18 protein-coding genes are annotated in these 20119 nt (G+C 71.9%); all 18 read left to right on the top strand.

Going from position 1 to position 20119, the window contains the following annotated elements:
* The first annotated feature begins 420 nt into the window (after nucleotides 1-420).
* The 18 genes from ACULPM_RS10245 to ACULPM_RS10160 all read left to right on the top strand — a co-directional run bounded on the left by ACULPM_RS10245 (nucleotide 421) and on the right by ACULPM_RS10160 (nucleotide 20083).
* The gene (locus ACULPM_RS10245) at nucleotides 421-900 is read left to right on the top strand and encodes a division/cell wall cluster transcriptional repressor MraZ (RefSeq protein ID WP_167929683.1); all 480 of its coding nucleotides are present in this window, start codon (nucleotides 421-423) and stop codon (nucleotides 898-900) included.
* A gap of 15 nt (nucleotides 901-915) precedes the next feature.
* Entirely contained in the window at nucleotides 916-1878 is a 963-nt protein-coding gene (gene rsmH, locus ACULPM_RS10240; RefSeq protein ID WP_075279925.1) for a 16S rRNA (cytosine(1402)-N(4))-methyltransferase RsmH, read from the top strand.
* 247 nt (nucleotides 1879-2125) lie between these two features.
* Nucleotides 2126-2644, top strand: coding sequence for a cell division protein FtsL (locus ACULPM_RS10235; RefSeq protein ID WP_445332165.1), 519 nt, complete (start codon nucleotides 2126-2128; stop codon nucleotides 2642-2644).
* A gap of 11 nt (nucleotides 2645-2655) precedes the next feature.
* Complete coding sequence (locus tag ACULPM_RS10230; RefSeq protein ID WP_445332164.1) at nucleotides 2656-4440, top strand: peptidoglycan D,D-transpeptidase FtsI family protein; 1785 nt, start codon at nucleotides 2656-2658, stop codon at nucleotides 4438-4440.
* 48 nt (nucleotides 4441-4488) lie between these two features.
* Nucleotides 4489-5928: a UDP-N-acetylmuramoyl-tripeptide--D-alanyl-D-alanine ligase gene (locus ACULPM_RS10225; RefSeq protein ID WP_445332163.1), complete on the top strand. Its 1440-nt coding sequence runs from the start codon at nucleotides 4489-4491 to the stop codon at nucleotides 5926-5928.
* Nucleotides 5925-6956 (top strand): phospho-N-acetylmuramoyl-pentapeptide-transferase, encoded by a 1032-nt coding sequence (gene mraY / locus ACULPM_RS10220; RefSeq protein ID WP_445332162.1) that lies wholly within the window; start codon nucleotides 5925-5927, stop codon nucleotides 6954-6956. The genes ACULPM_RS10225 and mraY overlap by 4 nt, the downstream gene beginning before the upstream one ends.
* 3 nt (nucleotides 6957-6959) lie before the next feature.
* Nucleotides 6960-8405, top strand: coding sequence for a UDP-N-acetylmuramoyl-L-alanine--D-glutamate ligase (murD, locus tag ACULPM_RS10215; protein ID WP_445332339.1), 1446 nt, complete (start codon nucleotides 6960-6962; stop codon nucleotides 8403-8405).
* 1 nt (nucleotide 8406) lies between these two features.
* The gene (locus ACULPM_RS10210) at nucleotides 8407-9885 is read left to right on the top strand and encodes an FtsW/RodA/SpoVE family cell cycle protein (protein ID WP_445332160.1); all 1479 of its coding nucleotides are present in this window, start codon (nucleotides 8407-8409) and stop codon (nucleotides 9883-9885) included.
* Between the two features lie 8 nt (nucleotides 9886-9893).
* Complete coding sequence (locus ACULPM_RS10205) at nucleotides 9894-11021, top strand: UDP-N-acetylglucosamine--N-acetylmuramyl-(pentapeptide) pyrophosphoryl-undecaprenol N-acetylglucosamine transferase (RefSeq protein WP_445332159.1); 1128 nt, start codon at nucleotides 9894-9896, stop codon at nucleotides 11019-11021.
* A 500-nt stretch (nucleotides 11022-11521) separates the two neighbouring features.
* Nucleotides 11522-12934, top strand: a complete 1413-nt coding sequence (murC, locus tag ACULPM_RS10200; RefSeq protein ID WP_445332158.1) for a UDP-N-acetylmuramate--L-alanine ligase — start codon at nucleotides 11522-11524, stop codon at nucleotides 12932-12934.
* Complete coding sequence (murB, locus tag ACULPM_RS10195; protein ID WP_167929676.1) at nucleotides 12931-13845, top strand: UDP-N-acetylmuramate dehydrogenase; 915 nt, start codon at nucleotides 12931-12933, stop codon at nucleotides 13843-13845. The genes murC and murB overlap by 4 nt, the downstream gene beginning before the upstream one ends.
* An 8-nt stretch (nucleotides 13846-13853) precedes the next feature.
* Nucleotides 13854-15272 carry a cell division protein FtsQ/DivIB gene (locus tag ACULPM_RS10190; protein WP_445332157.1) on the top strand — a complete coding sequence of 473 codons (1419 nt, stop codon included), beginning with the start codon at nucleotides 13854-13856 and terminating at the stop codon, nucleotides 15270-15272.
* A gap of 227 nt (nucleotides 15273-15499) precedes the next feature.
* Nucleotides 15500-16627, top strand: a complete 1128-nt coding sequence (gene ftsZ, locus ACULPM_RS10185; protein WP_206108965.1) for a cell division protein FtsZ — start codon at nucleotides 15500-15502, stop codon at nucleotides 16625-16627.
* A 35-nt stretch (nucleotides 16628-16662) separates the two neighbouring features.
* A complete protein-coding gene (locus tag ACULPM_RS10180; RefSeq protein ID WP_445332338.1) occupies nucleotides 16663-17478 on the top strand; it encodes a polyphenol oxidase family protein in 816 nt (271 codons plus the stop codon).
* On the top strand, nucleotides 17475-18206 hold the full coding sequence (locus tag ACULPM_RS10175; RefSeq protein WP_445332166.1) for a YggS family pyridoxal phosphate-dependent enzyme: 732 nt from the start codon (nucleotides 17475-17477) through the stop codon (nucleotides 18204-18206). The genes ACULPM_RS10180 and ACULPM_RS10175 overlap by 4 nt, the downstream gene beginning before the upstream one ends.
* Before the next feature lie 48 nt (nucleotides 18207-18254).
* Entirely contained in the window at nucleotides 18255-18932 is a 678-nt protein-coding gene (locus tag ACULPM_RS10170) for a cell division protein SepF (RefSeq protein WP_445332155.1), read from the top strand.
* Nucleotides 18933-18942: 10 nt separating this feature from the next.
* Nucleotides 18943-19755, top strand: a complete 813-nt coding sequence (gene proC / locus ACULPM_RS10165) for a pyrroline-5-carboxylate reductase (RefSeq protein ID WP_167929671.1) — start codon at nucleotides 18943-18945, stop codon at nucleotides 19753-19755.
* Between the two features lie 58 nt (nucleotides 19756-19813).
* Complete coding sequence (locus tag ACULPM_RS10160) at nucleotides 19814-20083, top strand: YggT family protein (RefSeq protein ID WP_167929670.1); 270 nt, start codon at nucleotides 19814-19816, stop codon at nucleotides 20081-20083.
* Nucleotides 20084-20119: the final 36 nt, after the last annotated feature.

The raw sequence follows: 20119 nt of genomic DNA, 5'->3' as shown, positions 1-20119 counted from the left end.
CCCGCGCACGGAATGTGGGCTGGAGCCCCACATTCCGTGCGCGGGGGCATGCTCGTGGCGTGGGACGGTGCCCCACCGGTGCTGGGATGGTGCCCCACTGGGGGAGCATGGGCCCCGCCAGCCACCCTGAGCTGGAAAAATGGCGAGAAGGACGTCGCTTCGTAGCGCTGAGCTGCGGATTCACGTCGCCCACACAATCTGTTTCCCCGAAATGCGAACAGACCCAACGTCGCTTGTGGTCAATCTTGCATGACGGCACCACATCTTGGGGGCCGAGGGTGTCGGCCCATGCCGCCCGCGTCCCAGATTCAACCATAGGGTGGGGCGTTGTGTTTTCTGGTGTGGCAAAGTGGGGCACATGGCGTATAGTGTTCCCACGCTCCGTTCGGGGCAGGATTCTCGTCTCGGAGGGAGGGAGACATGGCGGAGGCCGAGATGTTCCTCATGGGATCGTATCCCATGACCGTCGACGCCAAGGCCCGTGTCACGCTTCCCTCAGACTTCCGCCGGCAGCTCGTGCCGGAGGGGGCCAGCAAGACGATCGTCCTCGTCCCGTTTCAGGGGCACGTGAACGGCTTCACCCTCGAGGGCTTCAAGACGTGGCTGAAGAACCTCTTCGACCACGGCACCGAGGCCTTCAACCCGCGCAGGCAAAGCGACGCCGAGCTCAAGCGGGGCATCCTGGGTGCCGTCACGAAGGTCGACCTTGACAGCGCCGGCCGCCTTGCCCTCGGCAAGCTCGACGCCTCCCGCCAGGGGACGCGCGAGCGCCTGGGCCTTCTGGGCGACGTCGTGGTCACGGGGCAGGAGGACCACTTCGAGGTGTGGAACGCCGACAAGTGGAACGCCAGCCAGGTCGCCTTCGAGGCGGACATCGACGCGCTGCTCTACGGCGAGTAGGAGGGGGTGAGGGTCTTGACAGGAGAATATCGGCACGTACCCGTGATGCTCGACGAGGTCCTCGCCGAGCTCGACCCGCGGCCGGGAGAGGTGGTCTGCGACTGCACCCTCGGCGGGGCCGGGCACTCGGTGGAGCTTGCGAGGCGCGTCGCCCCCGACGGGCTGTCCCTGGGAATCGACCAGGACGACATGGCCCTGACGGCGGCGTCCGAGCGCCTCTCGCGCGAGGTCCCGGAGGCGAGCGTGCGCCTTCTCAGGGGCAACTTCGGCGATCTTGACGACCTGCTCGTCGAGGCCGAGGTCCCCGGGGTGGACTGCTTCCTCTTCGACCTCGGCGTCTCGTCGCCGCAGCTCGACATCCCGGAGAGGGGCTTCTCGTACCACGAGGACGCCCCGCTCGACATGCGCATGAATTCGGGGAACCACACCCTAACCGCAGCCGAGGTCGTGAACACCTACAACGAAGCTGACCTCACCCGAATCCTTCGCGTCTACGGTGACGAGCGCTTTGCGTCCCGCATCGCCCGCCGCATCGTCGAGCGCCGCTCCAAGGCGCCCGTCGAGACGACCCTCCAGCTCGTGGAGATCGTCAAGGAGGCGATTCCGGCGGCGGCGCGCAGGCACGGCGGCCACCCCGCGCGCAAGACCTTCCAGGCCCTGCGCATCGAGGTGAACCACGAGCTCGACGTCCTCGACCGCGGCCTCAGGGCGGCGGTCCGCTGGGCGAACCCGGGTGGCAGGATCTGCGTCATCTCCTACCACTCCCTCGAGGACCGCATCGTGAAGCACGTCTTCTCCGAGCTCTCTCAGGGGTGCACCTGCCCGCCGGACCTCCCGGTGTGCGTGTGCGGCCACGTGCCGATAGTCGACGTCAGGACGAGAAGGCCCCTCGTCGCCTCGGACGAGGAGGTCGCGGCCAACCCACGGTCGCGCAGCGCCCTCATGCGCGTGGCGGTCAAGCTCGACGTCACCGACTGAGGGCCTCCAGAGCGACGTAGCCGGCGCGAGCCGTCTACCGAGAGACGCACCACAACCGCATCAGAACGCAGCTCAAACACACCACCTTCGAACCATCAACGAACTATCAACTCACTATCGACAAACACTTAAGGTCGCTCAACCAACTCTCGAGGAATCAGTCTCAACCAACCCTCAAGTTCCCAGCGTACCTGCCGTATATGTAGTCATCGCGGCGAGAGCCGCTCACGTCACGAGAAGGACGACGATGAGGTACCAGGGATCTGTGGCATACGACATGGGAGCCGAGCCCAGGAGGCGCGAGCGGGTCTCGCAGGAGCCGCGCCGCTCCTTCGAGGTCGTCCCCGGCGGCGGGCTCGACGCGCGCGCCCGCCGCGGCGTGAGTCCCCAGTTCGTCGCCCGCGTCCGCGCCGCCCTCGCCGTCGCCGCGCTCGTGATCGCGCTCGGCCTCGTGCGCGTGGTGCTCTCGTCCGCGACGGTCTCGCTCCTCGAGCAGAACTCCGCCCTCGCGGAGGAGATCGAGACGGCGCAGACCCTCTCGACCGACCTCAGGATCGAGCGCTCGGTCCTCTCGAGCAACGCGCGCATCAGCCGCATCGCGACCCAGAACTACGGCATGGCGCTCCCCGCGGAGCGCCTCACGGTCGACCTCGACGCCACGGCCGAGCCCCAGGGCGACGCCCCCGCCGAGGGCGAGCAGGCCCCCTCTGATGGGGAAGCTGCGCAGCCGGCCGACGCCACGGGCGGGAACGCCGCCGTGGATTAGACTGTCTTGACGTGAGAGACAGAGATCGACAGAGCCGCCGCAGGCGGAGGAACCATCCGGAGGCCTCGTATGACGAGGCCTCTCGTGCGCGTTATCGCGTGAGGGCGTCGCGGCCGGGCGGCTCGGGCTCGGGCGGCGGCGCGCACGGCTTCGTCGTCGTGCGGCGCACCCTCATGGTCCTGTTCGCCGCGGTGACGGCCCGCCTGGCCTTCCTCCAGGTGTTCGGCGCGGGCGAGTACGCCGGGCGCGCCGAGAGCCAGCGCACCAACCGCATCACGCTCCACGCCCGCCGCGGGACCATCTTCGACCGCAACGGCAACGTCCTCGCCATGAGCGAGGAGTGCAGCACCGTCTACGCCAACCCCGAGGAGGTGGCCGACCCCTCGGGGGTGGCGGCCGCGCTCGTCAGGCACCTCGGCGGCGAGAAGCAGGACTACATGAAGCTGCTCACGCAGGACACCACCTTCGTCTACCTGCAGCGCCAGGTCGACCAGGAGACGGCCGACGCCCTCAGGGCGGAGCTCTCCGAGAAGGAGCTCGCCGGCGTCTACTACCTCGCCGACACCAAGCGCGTCTACCCCTACGGCAACGTGGGGGCGCAGGTGCTCGGCTACGTGGGCGTGGACGGCAAGGGCCTCTCGGGCATCGAGCAGCAGTACGACGACGTCCTCACGGGCACCGACGGGGAGATGCTCGTGGAGACCGGCCTCTACGGCACCCCCATCGCGGGCGGCGCCTCCCAGGTGACCGAGGCCGAGGACGGGACCGACCTCGTGCTCGCGATCGACATCGACCTCCAGCAGGCGTGCGAGGAGATCATCGCGAAGGGCGTCTCGGACTACGGCGCCGAGTCCGGCTCGGTCATGGTGACCGACCCCAAGACCGGGGAGATCCTCGCCGCGTGCTCGACGCCGCTGCCGGACTTCTCCAACCTCACCGACTCCTCCTCGCTCAACCTCAAGCTCGTCACGAGCTCCTTCGAGCCCGGGTCGGTCTTCAAGACGATCACGACCGCCATCGGCATCGACGACGGGCTCTTCTCGGCGGACACCGTCTACTCGGTCCCGCCCGCCTACACCGTCGGCTCCGACGCGGTGCGCGACGACGACCTGCGCGACTACCAGATGGACATGGACGTGCGGGAGATGATGCGCCGCTCGTCCAACACCGCGATGGCCCTTCTCGCCACGGAGGTCATCGGCGCGAAGGCCTTCTCGGAGGGCGTCGACCGCTGGGGGATCGGGCACAAGACGGGGATCGACTTTCCCGGCGAGGTCGAGGGGATCGTCAAGGGGCTCGAGGAGTACGACGGCTCGACCCTGGGGTCGATGGCCTTCGGCCAGGGCCTCGCCGTGCCGTTCGTCCAGATCGTGCGCGCCTACGGGGCCGTGGCCAACGGCGGGGTCCCCCTCACGCCGCACTTCGTCGTGGAGCGCGGCGACGAGGCCGTCGACTGGCCGGCGGGGGAGGCGGCCTGCTCCGTCGAGACCGCCGCGGCCGAGACCGACCTGCTCATTACGGTCGTGCAGGAGGGAACGGCGGAGAACGCCCAGGTCGAGGGCTACAGCATCGCCGCGAAGACGGGCACGGCCGAGCAGGCGGGGGAGTCGGGCGGCTACCAGGAGGGCAAGTTCGTGGCGTCCCTGTGCGGGTTCGTCAACGCGGAGGACCCCGAGGCGCTCGTCTACGTGGGCCTGAACGGCCTGCCGTACCTCGCGGCCGAGACCTCGGCCCACGTCTTCCGCGACGTGATGGAGCAGACCGTCCAGATCATGGGGATCGTCCCGGTCTCGTAGAATGGGTGACGGGGGAGAGGCCCCCGAACGTACGCAAGGGAGTGCACGATGCTACGCATGACCGTCTCCGACATCGCCCGGGCGACCGGCGCCGCCGTCCTTCTCGAGGGCGCGCGCGACGTCGCGGGCGAGGTCGTCGTCGACTCGCGCGAGGCGGGGGAGGGGAGCCTCTTCGTCGCCTTCCCCGGGGAGCGCGTCGACGGCAACGCCTACCTCGCCTCCGCCGCCCGCGCGGGCGCCGCCGCGGTCGTGGCGACCGCCGAGCCCCCGGCCGAGGCGCTCGAGGCCGCCCGCGCCGCCGGCTGCGCCGTCCTGCGCGCCGAGGGGGACGACGGCGAGGAGTTCCTCCTGCGCCTGGCCGGCGCCTGGCGCGAGCTCCACCCCGGCTGGCTCGTCCTGGCCGTCACGGGTTCGGTGGGGAAGACCACCACGAAGGAGATGGTCGCCGCCGGCGCCGCCGCGCAGCGCCGCACCCACGCCACGCGCGGCAACCTCAACAGCCTCATCGGCCTGCCGCTCACCGTCCTCGCCGCGCCGGAGGACGCCGAGGTCGTGGTCTGCGAGCTCGGCATGAACCACCCGCACGAGATCGACCGGCTCGCCGCCGCGTGCCGCCCGGCGCTCGCCGCGATCACCAACGTGGGGACGAGCCACATCGGCATCCTCGGCAGCCGCGAGAACATCGCCCGCGCCAAGGCCGAGGTCGTCTCCGGCATGCGCGCCCATGACGGCGTCGGCCCCGCGCTCGCGCTCGCGAGCTCGGGGGACTTCACTCCCTTCATCGCCGACGGCTTCGCCCGTCCCGCGGGCGTCGACGTCATGACCGTGGGGTCGGGCGAGAAGGACCTCGTGCGCGCCTCGCTCGTCTCGACCGACGCCTCGGGCCGCGCGCGCTTCACCGTGACGTGCGCCGACGGCTGGTCCCGCGAGGTCGCGCTGTCCCTTCCGGGCGCGAAGCTCGTCGACGACTTCCTGCTCGCGCTCGCGCTCCTGTGGCGCGCCGGCCTCGACCGCGACGCCGCGGTGGACGCCATCTGCCGCATGGAGCCCACGAGCATGCGCCTCGACGTCGTCCGGGCCGCCTCCGGGGCGCGCGTGATCGACGACTCCTACAACGCCGCGCCCGCCTCGATGGCCTCCTCGCTCGACGTGCTCGCCAGCATGGCGTGCGAGGGCCGGCGCATCGCCGTGCTCGGCGAGATGGGCGAGCTCGGCGACGAGGCGGCGCGCCTCCACGGCTACGTGGGCGCCTACGCCGCCGCCAAGGGGGTCGACCTGCTCGTGCTCGTCGGGGGCGAGCTCGCCGACGAGATGGCCGAGGCCGCCCGCACGATGGGCCTCTCCGAGGACGCCGTGGAGCGCCTCGCCACGGTCGAGGACGCCGTCCGCGTCATCGGCCCCGTCCTTGCCGAGGGCGACCTCGTGCTCGTGAAGGCGAGCCGCGCCGCCGGCCTCGACAACTTCGTGAAAGGGGTGCTTGCCTCGTGATCGGGAATCCCTCATATCCCACCTACCAGGTTTTTCTCGCCATCGGCATCGCGGCTCTCGTGACCTGCGCGCTCATGCCGCTCTTCATCCGCCTCATGCGCCACGAGGGGGTGGGCCAGCAGATCCGCGCCGACGGCCCGCAGCGCCACCTCGTGAAGCAGGGCACCCCCACGATGGGCGGCATCATCATCCTCGTGGGCGTGCTCGTCGCCTGCGGGCTCGTCGCGCAGTGGACCCCGGCGCTCGTGCTCGCCGTCGTGGTGACGCTGGTCACGGGCTCGCTCGGCCTGCTCGACGACATCGAGTCGGTCGCCCACGGCCGCTCGCTCGGGCTCACGCCGTCCCAGAAGATGGTGGGCCTCGTCCTCATCTCGGTCGCGTTCTGCCTCGTGGCGGTCAACGTCTGCGGCATCGCCCCCGAGATCCGCTTCCCGGGCGGGCTCTCGCTCGACCTGGGCGTGCTCGCCACCACCTTCCCCGTGGGCGGCGCCGAGGTGACGGTGCCCTGGCTCTACCTCGTCTTCGTCTTCCTCCTCATGGCGGGCCTCTCCAACGCCGTCAACCTCACCGACGGCCTCGACGGCCTCGCCGGCGGCTGCACGATGGTGGTCATGCTCTTCATGGCGATGGTCGCCTACCGCTACAACGAGCTCGACCTCGCCATCTTCGCCGGCTCCATCGCGGGCGCCTGCGTGGGCTTCCTCTGGCACAACTGCTACCCCGCCTCGATCTTCATGGGCGACACGGGATCGCTCGCGCTCGGCGCCGCGCTCGCCTCGCTCGCGGTCCTCACCAAGACCGAGGTCACCTCGCTCATCATGGGCGGCCTGTTCGTCTGCGAGGCGCTCTCCGTCATGATCCAGGTCACGAGCTTCAAGCTCACCGGCCGCCGGGTCTTCCTCATGACGCCGATCCACCACCACTTCGAGCAGATGGGGTGGGCGGAGAACAAGGTCGTCATCCGCTTCTGGATCGTCGCCGCGGCCTTCGCCGCGCTCGGCTTCGCCCTGTACTTCCAGCTCGGCTAGGGGATGAGTGAGCTCATGGGTCCCACCACTCAGTCACATCTCGGCGACGTCGCCGTGCTCGGCCTCGGCCGCACCGGCGAGTCTGCCGCCCGCTACCTCGCCTCGCTCGTCCCGGGCCGCGTGCGCTCGGTGACGCTCTTCGGCGGCGCGGCGTCCGCGGAGGGCGAGCGCACCCGCGCGCTCGAGGCCGAGGGCGTGCGCTGCGTCCTCGGGACCGAGGAGGTCTCCGGCAGCTACGACCTCGTCGTGGCCTCCCCGGGCATCCCGGTCGACTCCGCCTTCTTCCGCTCCGCGGCCGCGTGCGCGGGCGAGGTCGTGGGCGAGCCCGAGCTCGCCTGGCGCGAGAGCCCCGAGCGGTGGGTCGCCATCACGGGAACCAACGGCAAGACGACCACGACCTCGCTCGCGACGCACCTGCTCGGCGAGGCGGGCCTGCCCGCGGAGGCGGTGGGCAACATCGGCACCCCGCCGACCGAGGCCGTCCCCGCGCGCCCGGAGGGCGGGTGGTTCGTCGCCGAGCTCTCGAGCTTCCAGCTCGCCACGACGCGCCTTTTGCACCCGCGCGTCGCCGTGCTGCTCAACGTCACGCCCGACCACCTCGAGTGGCACCACACGATGGAGGCCTACGCCGCGGCGAAGGAGCGCGCCTTCGCCAACCTCGGCGCGGGCGACCTCGCGGTGGTCTCCGTCGACGACGGGCCCTGCCGGGCCGTCGCGGAGCGCTGCGAGGGGCGCGGCCTGCGCGTCTGCCGGCTCTCCGTGCACGGGGAGCCGGACGGCCCCTGCGCCGCCTTCCTGCGCGGCGACGAGCTCGTGGTGCGCCTCGACGGCGTCGAGCGCGCGCTCTGCCGGACGGCGGAGCTCAGGATCGTGGGCCTCCACAACGCCGAGAACGCGCTGGCCGCCTCGGCCGTCGCGCTCGAGCTCGGCGTCTCCGCCGAGGACGTGGTCCGCGGCCTCAGGTCCTTCTCGCCGATCGAGCACCGGCTCGAGCCGGCGGGCACCGTGGCCGGCGTGAGCTACGTCAACGACTCCAAGGCCACCAACACCGACGCCGTCGAGAAGGCGCTCACGGGATTCGCGCCCGGCTCGGTGGTGCTGCTGCTCGGCGGCCACGACAAGATGACCGACCTCGCCTCGCTCGCCGCCGCGGTGCGCGGGCGGTGCCGCGCGGCCGTCTGCTACGGCGAGGCGGGCCCCAGGATCGCCGCCGCCCTCGAGGCCGCCGGGGACGGCGAGAAGGACGCCGAGAAGGACGGGGCGCCCCTGGAGGTCGTCCGCGCCCCGCACCTGCGCGAGGCCTTCTCCGCGGCCGTGCGCCTCGCCCGCCCGGGCGACGTCGTGCTGCTCTCGCCGGCCTGCTCGTCCTTCGACGAGTTCTCCAACATGGCCGAGCGCGGCCGCCTCTTCAAGGCGCTCGTCGCCGAGCTCGCCGAGAGGGGGGCCTAGCGTGGCCGGCGCGGCGCGCGCCGCCTCGGCCCCGCGCGGCGCGACGGCGCGCCGGGCGTCGGGGCAGGACGGTCTTTTCGGCGTCCCCGAGCGCTTCATGCGCCCTCGGGTGGTCTTCATCGCCGTCACGGCCGTGATCGTGGGGTTCGGCCTGCTCATGGTCTACTCCGCCTCGTCGGTCACCGCGCTCGCGGACTTCGGCGACTCGGCCTACTACCTCAAGCGCCAGCTGCTCTTCGCGGCGGTGGGCACGGCCGTGGCGGTCTTTCTCGCCTGGAGCGACTACCACCTCTGGAGCGAGCGGCTCGTGAACGTCATCTGGGCGGGCACGATCTTGCTGCTCCTGCTCGTCTTCATCACCGCGGGCGACGCCTACGGCGCCACGCGCTGGATCGCCATCGGCGGCTTCCAGCTCCAGCCCTCGGAGTTCGCCAAGATCACGATCGTCCTCGTGGCGGCGAGCCTCGCGCAGCGCTACTTCGAGGAGGGCACGATCGACTGGTGGACCTTCGTGAAGCTCATGGCCATCGGCGTGGGCCTGCCGATCGTGCTCATCGTCCTGCAGCCCGACAAGGGCTCCACGATGGTGCTCGGCATCACCATCGTCACGATGGGCTACCTCGCGGGCGTCCCCAAGCGGATCCTCGCCGTCTTTCTCGTCCTGGGCATCCTGGGATTTCTAGGGCTCTCACTGAGGGACGACTACTCGCGCCAGCGCCTGCTCACGATGCTCAACCCCGAGTCCGACCCCTATGGGGCGGGCTACCAGCTCCTCCAGGGCTTCTACGCCTTCGGGTCGGGCGGCCTTCTCGGCGTGGGGATAGGCTTCTCCAAGCAGAAGTACTCCTACCTCCCCATGGCGCACAACGACTTCATCTTCGCCGTCATCGGCGAGGAGTGCGGGCTTCTCGGCACGCTCGGCCTGCTCGCGGGCTTCGCGCTCTTCGCGTGGGCGGGGTTCAGGATCGCGCTGCACGCGCCCGACCTCGCCGGCAGGCTCATCGCGGCGGGCTGCACCACGCTCGTCGTGATCCAGATGCTGCTCAACGTCGCGGGCGTCATCGGCATCTTCCCGCTCTCGGGAAAGCCCATCCCCTTCGTCTCGTACGGCGGCTCCTCGGTCATCGCGAGCCTCATGCTCGCGGGCATGGTCGTCTCGGTCTCCACGCACTCGCACCTGCCCGAGACCGCCCACGACGGGGCGCGCCGCTCGCTCAGGGTGACCGAGGGCGACGCCGCCGACGCGGGCCTCTCGCTCGTGGGCGAGCCGCGCCCGCGCTCGGCCCGGGGCGCCGACGCCGGGCGGGGGCCGAGGCTCACGGTCATGGACGGGGGCGCGCGAGGCCGCGCCGCCGGGCGCGCGGACGGCCGCCCGGCGGGCAGGGTGACGACCGACGCGCGCGGCAGGAGAAGGGTCGACCTCGGGCCCGACGCGGCGGAGCGCCTTCGCGGCCGCCGCGGCCCGAGGGGGAGACGATAGGAGGAGACATGTCCGAACGCGCCCTCGAGGTCGCCATCGCCGCCGGCGGGACGGCCGGCCACATCAACCCGGCGCTCGCGCTCGCCGAGGAGCTGCGCGACCGCGGCCACCACGTGAGGTTCTTCGGCCAGCAGGCCAAGCTCGAGGGGCGGCTCGTGCCCGAGGCGGGCTTCGAGCTGGTCCCCGTGGTGGTGAGCGGGTTCGACCGCTCCCGCCCCTGGACGCTCGCGAGCTCGCTCTACCGCATGAGGCGCGCGCAGTCCCAGATCGCGCGGCGCTTCTCGGAGGAGGGCGCGCCCGACGTGGCGGTGGGCTTCGGCGCCTACGTCGAGATGGCCCTGCTCAACTGCTGCCACCGCCTGGGCGTCCCCTACGTGCTGCACGAGCAGAACTCCGTGCCCGGCCTCGCCAACAAGGCGCTCGCCCCGCACGCGGCGAGCGTGTGCATCTCGGTGCCCGCCGCGCGCGCGGCCTTCGAGCGCGAGGGGAGGCGCGCGCCCGCGGTGGCGCTCACCGGCAACCCCGTGCGCAGGAGCGTGGTCTCGGCGAGCCGCGAGGAGGGCCGCGCCGCCTTTGGGGTGGAGCCCGACGAGACGATGCTGCTCGTCTTCGGCGGCTCGCTCGGGGCGGCGCACATCAACGAGGGCGTCTGCCGCCTCAAGCGCGAGCTCCTCTCACGCGAGGGGCTCGTCGTCGTGCACTCCACGGGCGCCGACGGATTCGACGAGACGGTCTCCGCCCTCGCGCTCACGCCCGAGGAGCAGCTGCGCTGGCGCGTGATGCCCTACATCTCCAACATGGGGCAGGCGCTCGCGGCGGCGGACCTCGTGCTCTCCCGCGCCGGCGCCTCCTCGATCGCCGAGATCGCGGCGCTCGCCGTGCCGAGTCTGCTCGTGCCCTACCCGCACGCCACGGCTGACCACCAGACCACCAACGCCCGCTTCCTCACGGACGCCGGGGCGGCCGTCCTTCTCGCCGACGCGCGCATCGACGAGCCCGTCTTCGCCGAGGAGCTCCTCGGCCTCGTGGACGACCCCGCCCGCCGCGACGCCATGAGGGCCGCCGCCCGCGGCCTCGGCCAGGCCCGCGCCGCCGCTGCGCTCGCCGACCAGGTGGAGGCCGCCGCCCGCGCGTGAGGGCCCGCGCTCCCGCGAAGCGTCGCGAAACCCCCGCGGAGCCGCCGTGCGGGGGTTAGGCGACAGTCCGGCCCCGCGAAACGTCGCGAACGCCCCGCGGACCCGCCGTGCGGGGCCGAGGCGACACTCCGGCCCCGCAAAACGTCGCGAATCCCCCGCGCGCCTGCCGTGCGGGGCCGAGGCGACACTTCAGCCTTACGAAGCGTCGCGAATCCCCCGCGCGCCCGACGTGCGGGGTTCTGGCGACGCTCCGGCCCCGCGAAGCGTCGCGAACGCCCCGCGGACCCGCCGTGCGGGGGTCTGGCGACGCTCCGGCCCCGCGAGACGTCGCGAAGCCCCCGCGGCCTCGCCCGCCCGATCCCGGCAGGCGAGAAGGACGGGCGGCGGCGCCCCGCAGACGGAGTGGAGAGTGGCGTATGCCGGCCGTTGAGGGCCGCCCATCGGCTACAGTAGAGGGTCGTAGGGGATTCGACCTTTCCATGAGCACGGAGGGTTTTCTGATGGCAGAGATCGAGAACGTCACGAGCGCCCACTTCATCGGGATCGGGGGCGCCGGCATGAGCGGCATCGCGCTCGTGCTCCACGAGCGCGGCTGCCGCGTCACCGGCAGCGACCTCAAGAGCTCCCACTACGTGCGCGAGCTCGAGGCCGCCGGCATCGACGTGCGCGTCGGGCACGTGGCCGCGACCATCGACGAGGTCGCGCCGCAGGTCGTGGTCACCTCGACGGCCATCCCCGACACCAACCCCGAGGTCATGCGCGCCCGCGAGCTGGGCATCCCCATCTGGCCGCGCGCCAAGATGCTCTCCTGGCTCTCCGGCACCCAGCGCACCGTCGCCGTCGCCGGCACGCACGGCAAGACGACCACCTCCTCGATGGTCGCCACGATGCTCGACAAGATGGGGCTCGACCCGTCGTTTCTCATCGGCGGCGTCGTGGAGGGCTATGACACCAACGGCCGCAACGGCGCGGGCGAGCACTTCGTGTGCGAGGCCGACGAGTCCGACGGCTCCTTCCTCTACCTCAACCCCAGCGTGGTGGTGGTCACCAACATCGAGGCGGACCACCTCGACCACTACGGCACCCTCGAGAACCTCGAGCAGACCTTCTGCACCTTCATGGGCCTCGTGGGGGAGGAGGGGACGGTCGTGGTGAACGGCGACGTCGCGCACGTCGTCGACCTCGCCCGCTCGACCGGCCGCCGCGTGGTGACCTACGGCTTCGACCCGTCGTGCGACTTCGTGTGCGTGCCCGGCGAGGCGCGCCACCGCCTGGAGAGCTCCTTCTCGGTCCGGCTGCCCTCCGGCGACGAGGTCGCGGTGACCATCAGCGCCAACCCCGGCCGGCACAACATGGCCAACGCCACCGCCGCGATCGCCGTGGCCTCGGTCCTCTCGCTCGACGAGCGCGAGGCGGCCGCCGCGCTCTCCCAGTTCAAGGGCGCGCGCCGGCGCTTCACGCACGTGGGCGACGTCGCCGGCGTGACCGTCGTGGACGACTACGGCCACCATCCCACCGAGGTGGCGGCCACCCTCTCCGCCGCCGCGGACCTGCCGTTCGAGCGCATCGTCTGCGTCTTCCAGCCGCACCGCTACTCGCGCACCCAGAACCTCGCCGAGGAGTTCGGCTCCGCCTTCGACCACGCCGACGTCCTGCGCGTCATGGACGTCTTCTCCGCCGGGGAGATGCCCATCCCCGGCGTCTCCGGCAAGACGGTCGTCTCCTCGGTGCAGCGCAACGGGCACGTCGCCGACGTCGCGTACGTGCCCAACCGCCGCCAGCTCGTGGAGGACCTCTGCGAGCTCGTCCGCCCCGGCGACCTGCTCGTCACCCAGGGCGCGGGCGACGTCACCACGCTCGGCCCCGCCTTCATCGAGGCCATGCGCGAGCGAGAGGGCGGTCGCGCCTCGTGAGCGTCTTCAACGCGTACATGACCCTCTCGGGCGCGATCGACGCCGACGTCCTGCGCGACGAGCGCCTCTCGCGCCACACCACCTATCGCATCGGCGGGCCGGCGGCGCTGTTCGTCGCCGCGCACAGCTACGCCGCCCTCGCGCGGACGGTGGCGGTCCTCGCCGCCGAGCGCGTCGACTGGGTCATCGTGGGCAAGGGCTCCAACCTGCTCGTGGCCGACCGCGGCTACGACGGCTGCGTCATCACGCTCGACGACGAGTTCTCCCGCATCGCCATCGGCGACGACGGCGCCGTCACCGTGGGCGCCGGCGCCGCGCTCTCCAAGGTGGTCAACGAGGCCCTCAAGGCGGGCCTCTCCGGCCTCGAGTTCTGCGTGGGCATCCCCGGCACCGCGGGCGGCGCCATCTCCATGGACGCCGGGACGCGACACGAGTGGATCGGGCGGCGCGTCCGCGACCTCGTGGTCCTGCGCCCGGGGGAGGGCCTGCACCGCTACCAGGGGTCCGACATCGAGTGGGGCTACCGCTCGACCTCGATCCCCACCTCCGAGATCATCCTCGAGGCGACGCTCGCGCTCGAGCCCGGCTCGCGCGCCGAGATCACCGCCGACATGGAGGAGCGCCTGCGCCGCCGCCGCGAGGCACAGCCGCTCGGCGCCCCGAGCTGCGGCTCGGTCTTCCGCAACCCGCCCGAGCGCTCGGCCGGCATCCTCGTCGAGTCGTGCGGCCTCAAGGGCGCCTCGTGCGGCGGCGCGCAGATCTCGCCCGAGCATGCCAACTTCATCGTGAACCGCGGGGGCGCCACGGCGGCCGACGTCATCGCGCTCATCGGCCGCGCGCACGACGAGGTGCTCGCCCGCTACGGGGTGGACCTCGCGTGCGAGGTCAAGCTCCTCGGCTTCGGGGCATAAGGGCGAAGATGGCAAAGAACCCCGGCATGCGGCCGACGCCGCGTCAGAAGTCCCCGCTCTCGTCGGCTGCCGCCCGCGCGGCGGCCCCCTCCGGCGGCGTGGCGAGAAGGACCGTCTCGCCGGCGGCCGCCCCCAAGGCACCCCGTCCCGCCAAGGCGAAGCTGAGCATGCCCAAGCCCGCCAAGGCGAAGGCTCCCGCCCCCAAGGCCAGGCCCGCGAAGGCCAAGCCGGCCAAGGTCAAGGCGCCCAAGGCCGCGAAGGCCCCGGCCCCCAAGGCGTCCCGGAGGGCGGCGTCTCCCGCGGGCTCACCCCGCCCCGCCCTTCTCGACCGCGCCGCCGCCATGGCGCGCCAGGCGGGCTCGCAGAGCGCGGCGTCCGGGCGCGAGCGGCGCCAGCGCTACCAGCGTGGGCAGGTCCTGCGCGTCGTCCTCATGGTCGCAGGCGGCCTCGTCGCGCTCGCCCTCGTGGGGCTCGTGGCGCTCTTTGTCCTCAGGGACTCCGCGGTCTTCCTCATTGAGTCGGTCGAGGCCGAGCCGACCGAGCACGTCACCCAGACCGACATCCAGAACCTCGTCCACGTCCCCGCGGGCTCGACCCTGCTCAACGTCGACACCGACGCCGTGGAGGCCGCGCTCAAGAAGGACCCCTGGGTCGCCGACGTGACCTTCGAGCGGGTCTTTCCCCACACCCTGCGCATCGAGATCGTCGAGCAGCGGGTCGAGGCGCTCGTGGTCATGAACACGGGCTCGGTCGCCTGGTACCTCGGCGACGCGGACATCTGGATCCAGCCCACCAAGATCGAGGCCGCCGAGGGCCAGTCCGTGAACGACGCGGCGCTCGCGCAGGCGCTCGCCGACGGCTGCCTGCTCATCACCGACGTCCCGGCGACGGTCTCCCCGGCCGCGGGCTCCGTCGCCACCGACGAGGTCCTCGACGCGGTCGCCGCCTTCAGGAGGGGCTTCTCGGAGGAGTTCCTCTCCCAGGTGGTGAGCTTCTCGGCCGCCTCTCCGGACAGCATCACCTGCACCCTCAAGAACGGCGTCGAGATCTTGCTGGGGTCGCCGACCGACATCGCGGCGAAGGAGACCGTCGTCACCCGGACGCTCGAGCAGCACCCCGGGGCGGTCACCTACATCAACGTCCGCGTGGTCACGGACCCCGCCGTGAGGCCGACCGTGCGCCTCGTGGACTCCGACAACGTCGAGGCGGGCGACGGCGTCTCGGCGTCGGCCCCCGACGAGGGGCAGGCCGCCTCCGACGCAACACAGGGCTCGGGGGACGCGCAGGGCTCCGACGACGCCTCGCAGGGGGAGGGCTCGGACGGGGAGGGGTCCCAGGACGCGTCCCAGGGCTCTGACGACGGCTCCGCGGACGGCGGCGGGGACCTCGAGGGTTCCGTCGACGCGACCGCCGAGGGCGACGCCTGACCTGTCGCCGAAAAGTCTCAAGGGTGAGCGGCGGGCCTGCTACCTGCGGACTCCATGATTTCGCCAAACCGTTTGACGCGAGACCCTCAAGTGTGCCAAGATACGTCGCTTTCGCTAGAGCGTCGACGTTAACCTGAGCTTTAGGGTTTCTGCCAGCGCCGAGGCGACCGGCAGGAGGAAAAATCGAAAGCAGAACGCAGCACGAAAGGCCCTTCGAGGAGGACACGATGATCAAGGACACCGACACCCTCAACAACTACCTCGCCGTGATCAAGGTCGTGGGCGTGGGCGGCGGCGGCACCAACGCCGTGAACCGCATGATCGAGGAGGGCATTCGCGGTGTCGAGTTCGTCGCCGTGAACACCGACGCGCAGGCGCTCGCCATCTCCGACGCCGACATCAAGGTCCACATCGGCACCGACATCACCAAGGGCCTCGGCGCCGGCGCCAACCCCGAGGTCGGCAAGGAGGCGGCCGAGGACTCCCGCGACGAGATCAAGGCGGCGCTCGCCGGCTCCGACATGGTCTTCATCACCGCCGGCGAGGGCGGCGGCACCGGCACGGGCGCGGCGCCCGTCGTGGCCGACATCGCCAAGAACGACGTGGGCGCGCTCACCGTGGGCGTCGTCACCAAGCCCTTCACCTTCGAGGGCCGCAAGCGCTACAACTCCGCCGTCGAGGGCATCCGCAACCTCTCCGAGAACGTCGACACGCTCATCGTGATCCCCAACGACCGCCTGCTCGACCTCTCCGAGAAGAAGACCACGATGCTCGAGGCCTTCCGCATGGCCGACGACGTCCTGTGCCAGGGCACCCAGGGCATCACCGACCTCATCACGGTCCCCGGCCTCATCAACCTCGACTTCGCCGACGTCTGCACCATCATGAGGGGCTCCGGCACCGCCATGATGGGCATCGGCACCGCCTCCGGCGACAACCGCGCCACCGACGCGGCGGAGGAGGCCATCTCCAGCCGCCTGCTCGAGAGCTCCATCGACGGCGCCACGCGCGTCCTTCTCTCCATCGCGGGCAACAAGGACCTCGGCATCCAGGAGATCAACGACGCCGCCGACCTCGTCGCCAAGAACGTCGACCCGGAGGCCACGATCATCTTCGGCACCGTCGTCGACGAGTCCCTCGGCGACCAGGTCCGCGTGACCGTCATCGCCACGGGCTTCAGCGACGCCAACGTCCAGCAGACCCTCCCCACGATGAGCGTCTCCCGCCCGTCCTCGCGCGAGCGCCAGGCCGCCCCGGCGCCCGCTCCCGCGCCGGCGAGCCGCCCGTCGTCCTCCTCGTCCAACAACGACAAGGAGTTCGACATCCCCGACTTCCTGAAGCGCAGCCGCATCTAGCGATGCCCTCCCTCGAGAGACATCGCTCGGGCGACGTGACCCTGCTGACCGACCCGTCGGTCCCGGGCAGGGTCACGTTCGCGTTCACCGAGCGGGCGGGCGGGGTCTCGGAGCCCCCGTACGCCTCGCTCAACCTCGGGGACCGCTGCGGGGACGACCCCGCGCGCGTGGCGGAGAACCGCCGCCGCGCGCTCGCCGCCCTCGGCGCCGAGGACCTGCTCGAGCGGCTCGTGTGCCCGCATCAGGTGCACGGGGACCGCGTGGTGACGGTGCGCTCCGCCGACCCGGCGGCGCTCGAGGCCGCGCGCGCCGAGGCGCTCGCCGGCGCCGACGCCGTGGTGTGCGTAGCCGATGAGGTCCCGGTCCTCATGTGCTTCGCCGACTGCGTGCCCGTGGTGCTCGTCGCGCCCGGCGGCTTCGCCGTCGTCCACTCGGGCTGGCGCGGCACGCTTGCGCGCATCGCCGCCAAGGCGGCGCGCGCGCTCGCCGAGGCCGCGGGCTGCGGCGCGGGCGAGCTTCTCGCCTACGTGGGCCCGCACATCGGGGCGGGGGACTACGAGGTCTCCGAGGAGCTCCTCGGGACCTTCGTGGGCGAGTTCGGCGAGGGCGTCGCCCGCGCCCCGCGCAACCTCGACCTCGCCCTCGCCGTGACCTCCGCCCTCGAGGGCGCGGGCGTGGCGGCGGATAGGGTGGCCGTGTGCGACGCCTCGACGGCGCGTGCGACCGACCGGTTCTTCTCGTATCGTGCCGAGGGCGGCACCTGCGGCCGGCATGCCGCCGTCGCCCTCATGGGAAGGCGCCCCGCGGGCTGGCCCGCGGCGGGCGCCACGGAGGAGGGGTGGTGCAGATGAGCGAGCGCGACGAGTCATACGCCCGCTTCCTCGAGACGCGCCGCCGGGAGATCTGCGACATGATCGGCGCCGCAGCCGCCCGCGCGGGACGCGACGCCGCGGGGGTCTCCGCGATCGCGGTCTCCAAGACGGTCGGCTTCGACGAGGTCCTTCTCGCCCGGCGCGCCGGGTGGGACGCCTTCGGCGAGAACCGCCCCCAGGAGCTCGTCCGCAAGCTCGAGGCGGCCGCGGCGTCGCCCGAGATGGCGGGCGTGCGCTTCGACATGATCGGCAACCTGCAGAAGAACAAGATCAACCAGGTGATCGGGCGCGTCGCGCTCATCCACTCGATCTCGTCGGCCCACCTCGCCGAGGCGGTGTCCACCCGCTGCGAGGCGCGCGGGATCGTGGCCGACGTCCTGCTCGAGGCCAACGTGTCGGGCGAGGCCTCGAAGTCGGGCTTCTCCCCGGACGAGCTGCGCGCCGCCGCCGAGGACGTGGTGGCGCTCCCCGGTATCCGCGTGCTGGGGCTCATGACGATGGCGCCCGCGGGCGACGCCGACGCGGCGCGCCGGACGTTCTCCGGCCTGCGCGAGCTCGCCTCCGAGCTGCGCGCCCGCACGGGGCTCCCCCTGCCGGAGCTCTCCTGCGGCATGAGCGACGACTTCGAGATCGCGGTGGAGGAGGGCTCGACCCTCGTCCGCCTCGGCAGGTGCGTGTTCGACCAGGGCTACGCCCTGAGAGACTAGCTGGGCCGCGCGCCGGTGCGCCGGCGCGTCGCATGGAAGGAGAAGAACATGGGCTTCCTCGACTCGATCAGGGACCGTCTGCGCGGCGGCTCGGACGACGACTACTACGAGGACGACTACTACGACGAGGGCTACGAGGACGACGGCTACTCCGGCGCCCAGGAGCCCCGCCGTCGCGACGCGGGGTCGAGCCCGCGCCTGCTCGGCAACACGCCGCGCCCCGAGGCGGAGAGCGTCTCGGTCTACACGCGCTCCGGCCGCCCCGTAGGCGCCGAGCGCCCGGCGAGCGCGGCCTCGCGCCCCGCGCCGAGCACCTACGCCGCCCCGTCGCCCGTCGAGCCGTCCTACCAGCCGAGCTACCACTCCGACGCCACCTCGGTGATGCGCCCGACCTCCCCGGCGACGCCCGGCGACGTCGGCCTCAAGCCGGTCTCGCGCGTCAGCTCGGGCAAGCTGCCCCCCTACGTCCTGAAGCCGGTCTCCTACGACGACGTCCAGACGGTCGTGCGCCGCGTGCGCACCAACCAGCCGGTCGTCATCGTGTTCCGCAACACGAACATCGAGACCGCCAAGCGCATCCTCGACTTCTGCTTCGGCCTCTCCTTCGGCCTCGGCGGCGAGGTCCGCGAGCTCGGCGACCGCGTCTTCGCCGTGCTGCCGGCCGACGTCGACCTCTCGCAGTCGGACCTCGACAAGCTGGTCGCCGACGGCGACCTCGTGCGGTAGGGGAGGCGTCATGGGCAAGCTGGGCGTGACCGTCGGCATCGTCGGCGGCGGGTCCATGGGCGGCGCCATCGCCCGGGGCCTCGTCGAGTCGGGGGAGCTCGACGCCTCCGCCGTGCGCGTGGCGGACAGCGACCCGGCCCGCGTCGAGGCGCTCGCCGCCTGCGGGATCGCGGGGTGCGCGGACGCCGCGGACCTGCTCGCGGACGGCCCCGACGTCGTCATCCTCGCGGTGAAGCCGCAGGTCATAGGCGACGTCATGGCTGACATCGCCGAGGCCGCCGCGGGCAGGCTCGTCATCTCGATCGCCGCCGGCGTGGGCACCGCCGCCATCGCATCGGCGCTCCCCGGCTCGCGGGTGGTGCGCGTGATGCCCAACCTCCCCGTCCAGGTCCGCTCCGGCGCCACCACGGTGTGCGCCGGCCCGCGCGCCACGGCGGCCGACGTCGAACTCGCCCGCGAGCTCTTCTCGGCGCTCGGCACCGCGTGCGTCGTGCGCGAGGACCAGCTCGACGCCGCCGGGGCGGTCGTGGGCACCGCGCCCGCGTTCTTCTCGCTCTTCGTCGACGCGCTCACCCGCGCCGGCGTGAGGACGGGCCTTCCCGCCGCGGCGTGCCGAGAGCTCCTCGAGACCACGATGCGCGGCTGCGCGGAGCAGCTCCTCTCCGAGGGGGTGCACCCGCGCGCGTACATGGAGCGGGTGACCTCGCCGGGGGGCACCACCGCCGCCGCGCTGCGCGAGCTCGAGCCGCTGCTCGTGGAGGGGTCGGAGGAGGCCGTCGACGCGGCGCTCGCGCGGACGCGGGAGCTTGCGGGCGACCGATAGGAACGTCCGGGAGCGGGTACCATCACGAGAGTGACGTCTCGGATTCGAAAGGCAGGGCATGGGGCTCTACAACATCGCGGTTCTCCTTCAACGGCTGATTGACATCTACGGCTGGGTCATCGTGATCTGGTGCATCCTGTCATGGGTGCCGCGCACGGGATCGGGGCTCTTCGAGGACATTCGCGGAGCTCTCGGCATGCTCGTCGAGCCCTATCTCGGCCTCTTTCGCCGGTTCATACCGCCGGTCATGGGGGTCGACTTCTCGCCGATTGTGGCGATATTGGCGCTCAGCCTCATCGAGAGGCTGCTCTTCGCCATCATTTTGTAGACTGGTACGGTACGGACACGCGGGGCAGCCCGCGTC

The organism is Thermophilibacter sp. ZX-H3, assembly GCF_052599055.1.
Note: the sequence above shows the minus strand (reverse complement) of the source record. Positions and strands in the feature narration are given on the sequence as shown.

Bases quoted from the DNA above. Each gene is read 5' to 3' on its own strand.
- ACULPM_RS10245 (WP_167929683.1), top strand. From the start codon at position 421: ATGGCGGAGGCCGAGATGTTCCTCATGGGATCGTATCCCATGACCGTC.
- ACULPM_RS10235 (WP_445332165.1), top strand. From the start codon at position 2,126: ATGAGGTACCAGGGATCTGTGGCATACGACATGGGAGCCGAGCCCAGG.
- murD (WP_445332339.1), top strand. From the start codon at position 6,960: ATGAGTGAGCTCATGGGTCCCACCACTCAGTCACATCTCGGCGACGTC.
- ftsZ (WP_206108965.1), top strand. From the start codon at position 15,500: ATGATCAAGGACACCGACACCCTCAACAACTACCTCGCCGTGATCAAG.
- ACULPM_RS10160 (WP_167929670.1), top strand. From the start codon at position 19,814: ATGGGGCTCTACAACATCGCGGTTCTCCTTCAACGGCTGATTGACATC.
- ACULPM_RS10205 (WP_445332159.1), top strand. From the start codon at position 9,894: ATGTCCGAACGCGCCCTCGAGGTCGCCATCGCCGCCGGCGGGACGGCC.
- proC (WP_167929671.1), top strand. From the start codon at position 18,943: ATGGGCAAGCTGGGCGTGACCGTCGGCATCGTCGGCGGCGGGTCCATG.
- ACULPM_RS10170 (WP_445332155.1), top strand. From the start codon at position 18,255: ATGGGCTTCCTCGACTCGATCAGGGACCGTCTGCGCGGCGGCTCGGAC.
- ACULPM_RS10225 (WP_445332163.1), top strand. From the start codon at position 4,489: ATGCTACGCATGACCGTCTCCGACATCGCCCGGGCGACCGGCGCCGCC.
- ACULPM_RS10190 (WP_445332157.1), top strand. From the start codon at position 13,854: ATGGCAAAGAACCCCGGCATGCGGCCGACGCCGCGTCAGAAGTCCCCG.
- ACULPM_RS10175 (WP_445332166.1), top strand. From the start codon at position 17,475: ATGAGCGAGCGCGACGAGTCATACGCCCGCTTCCTCGAGACGCGCCGC.
- murC (WP_445332158.1), top strand. From the start codon at position 11,522: ATGGCAGAGATCGAGAACGTCACGAGCGCCCACTTCATCGGGATCGGG.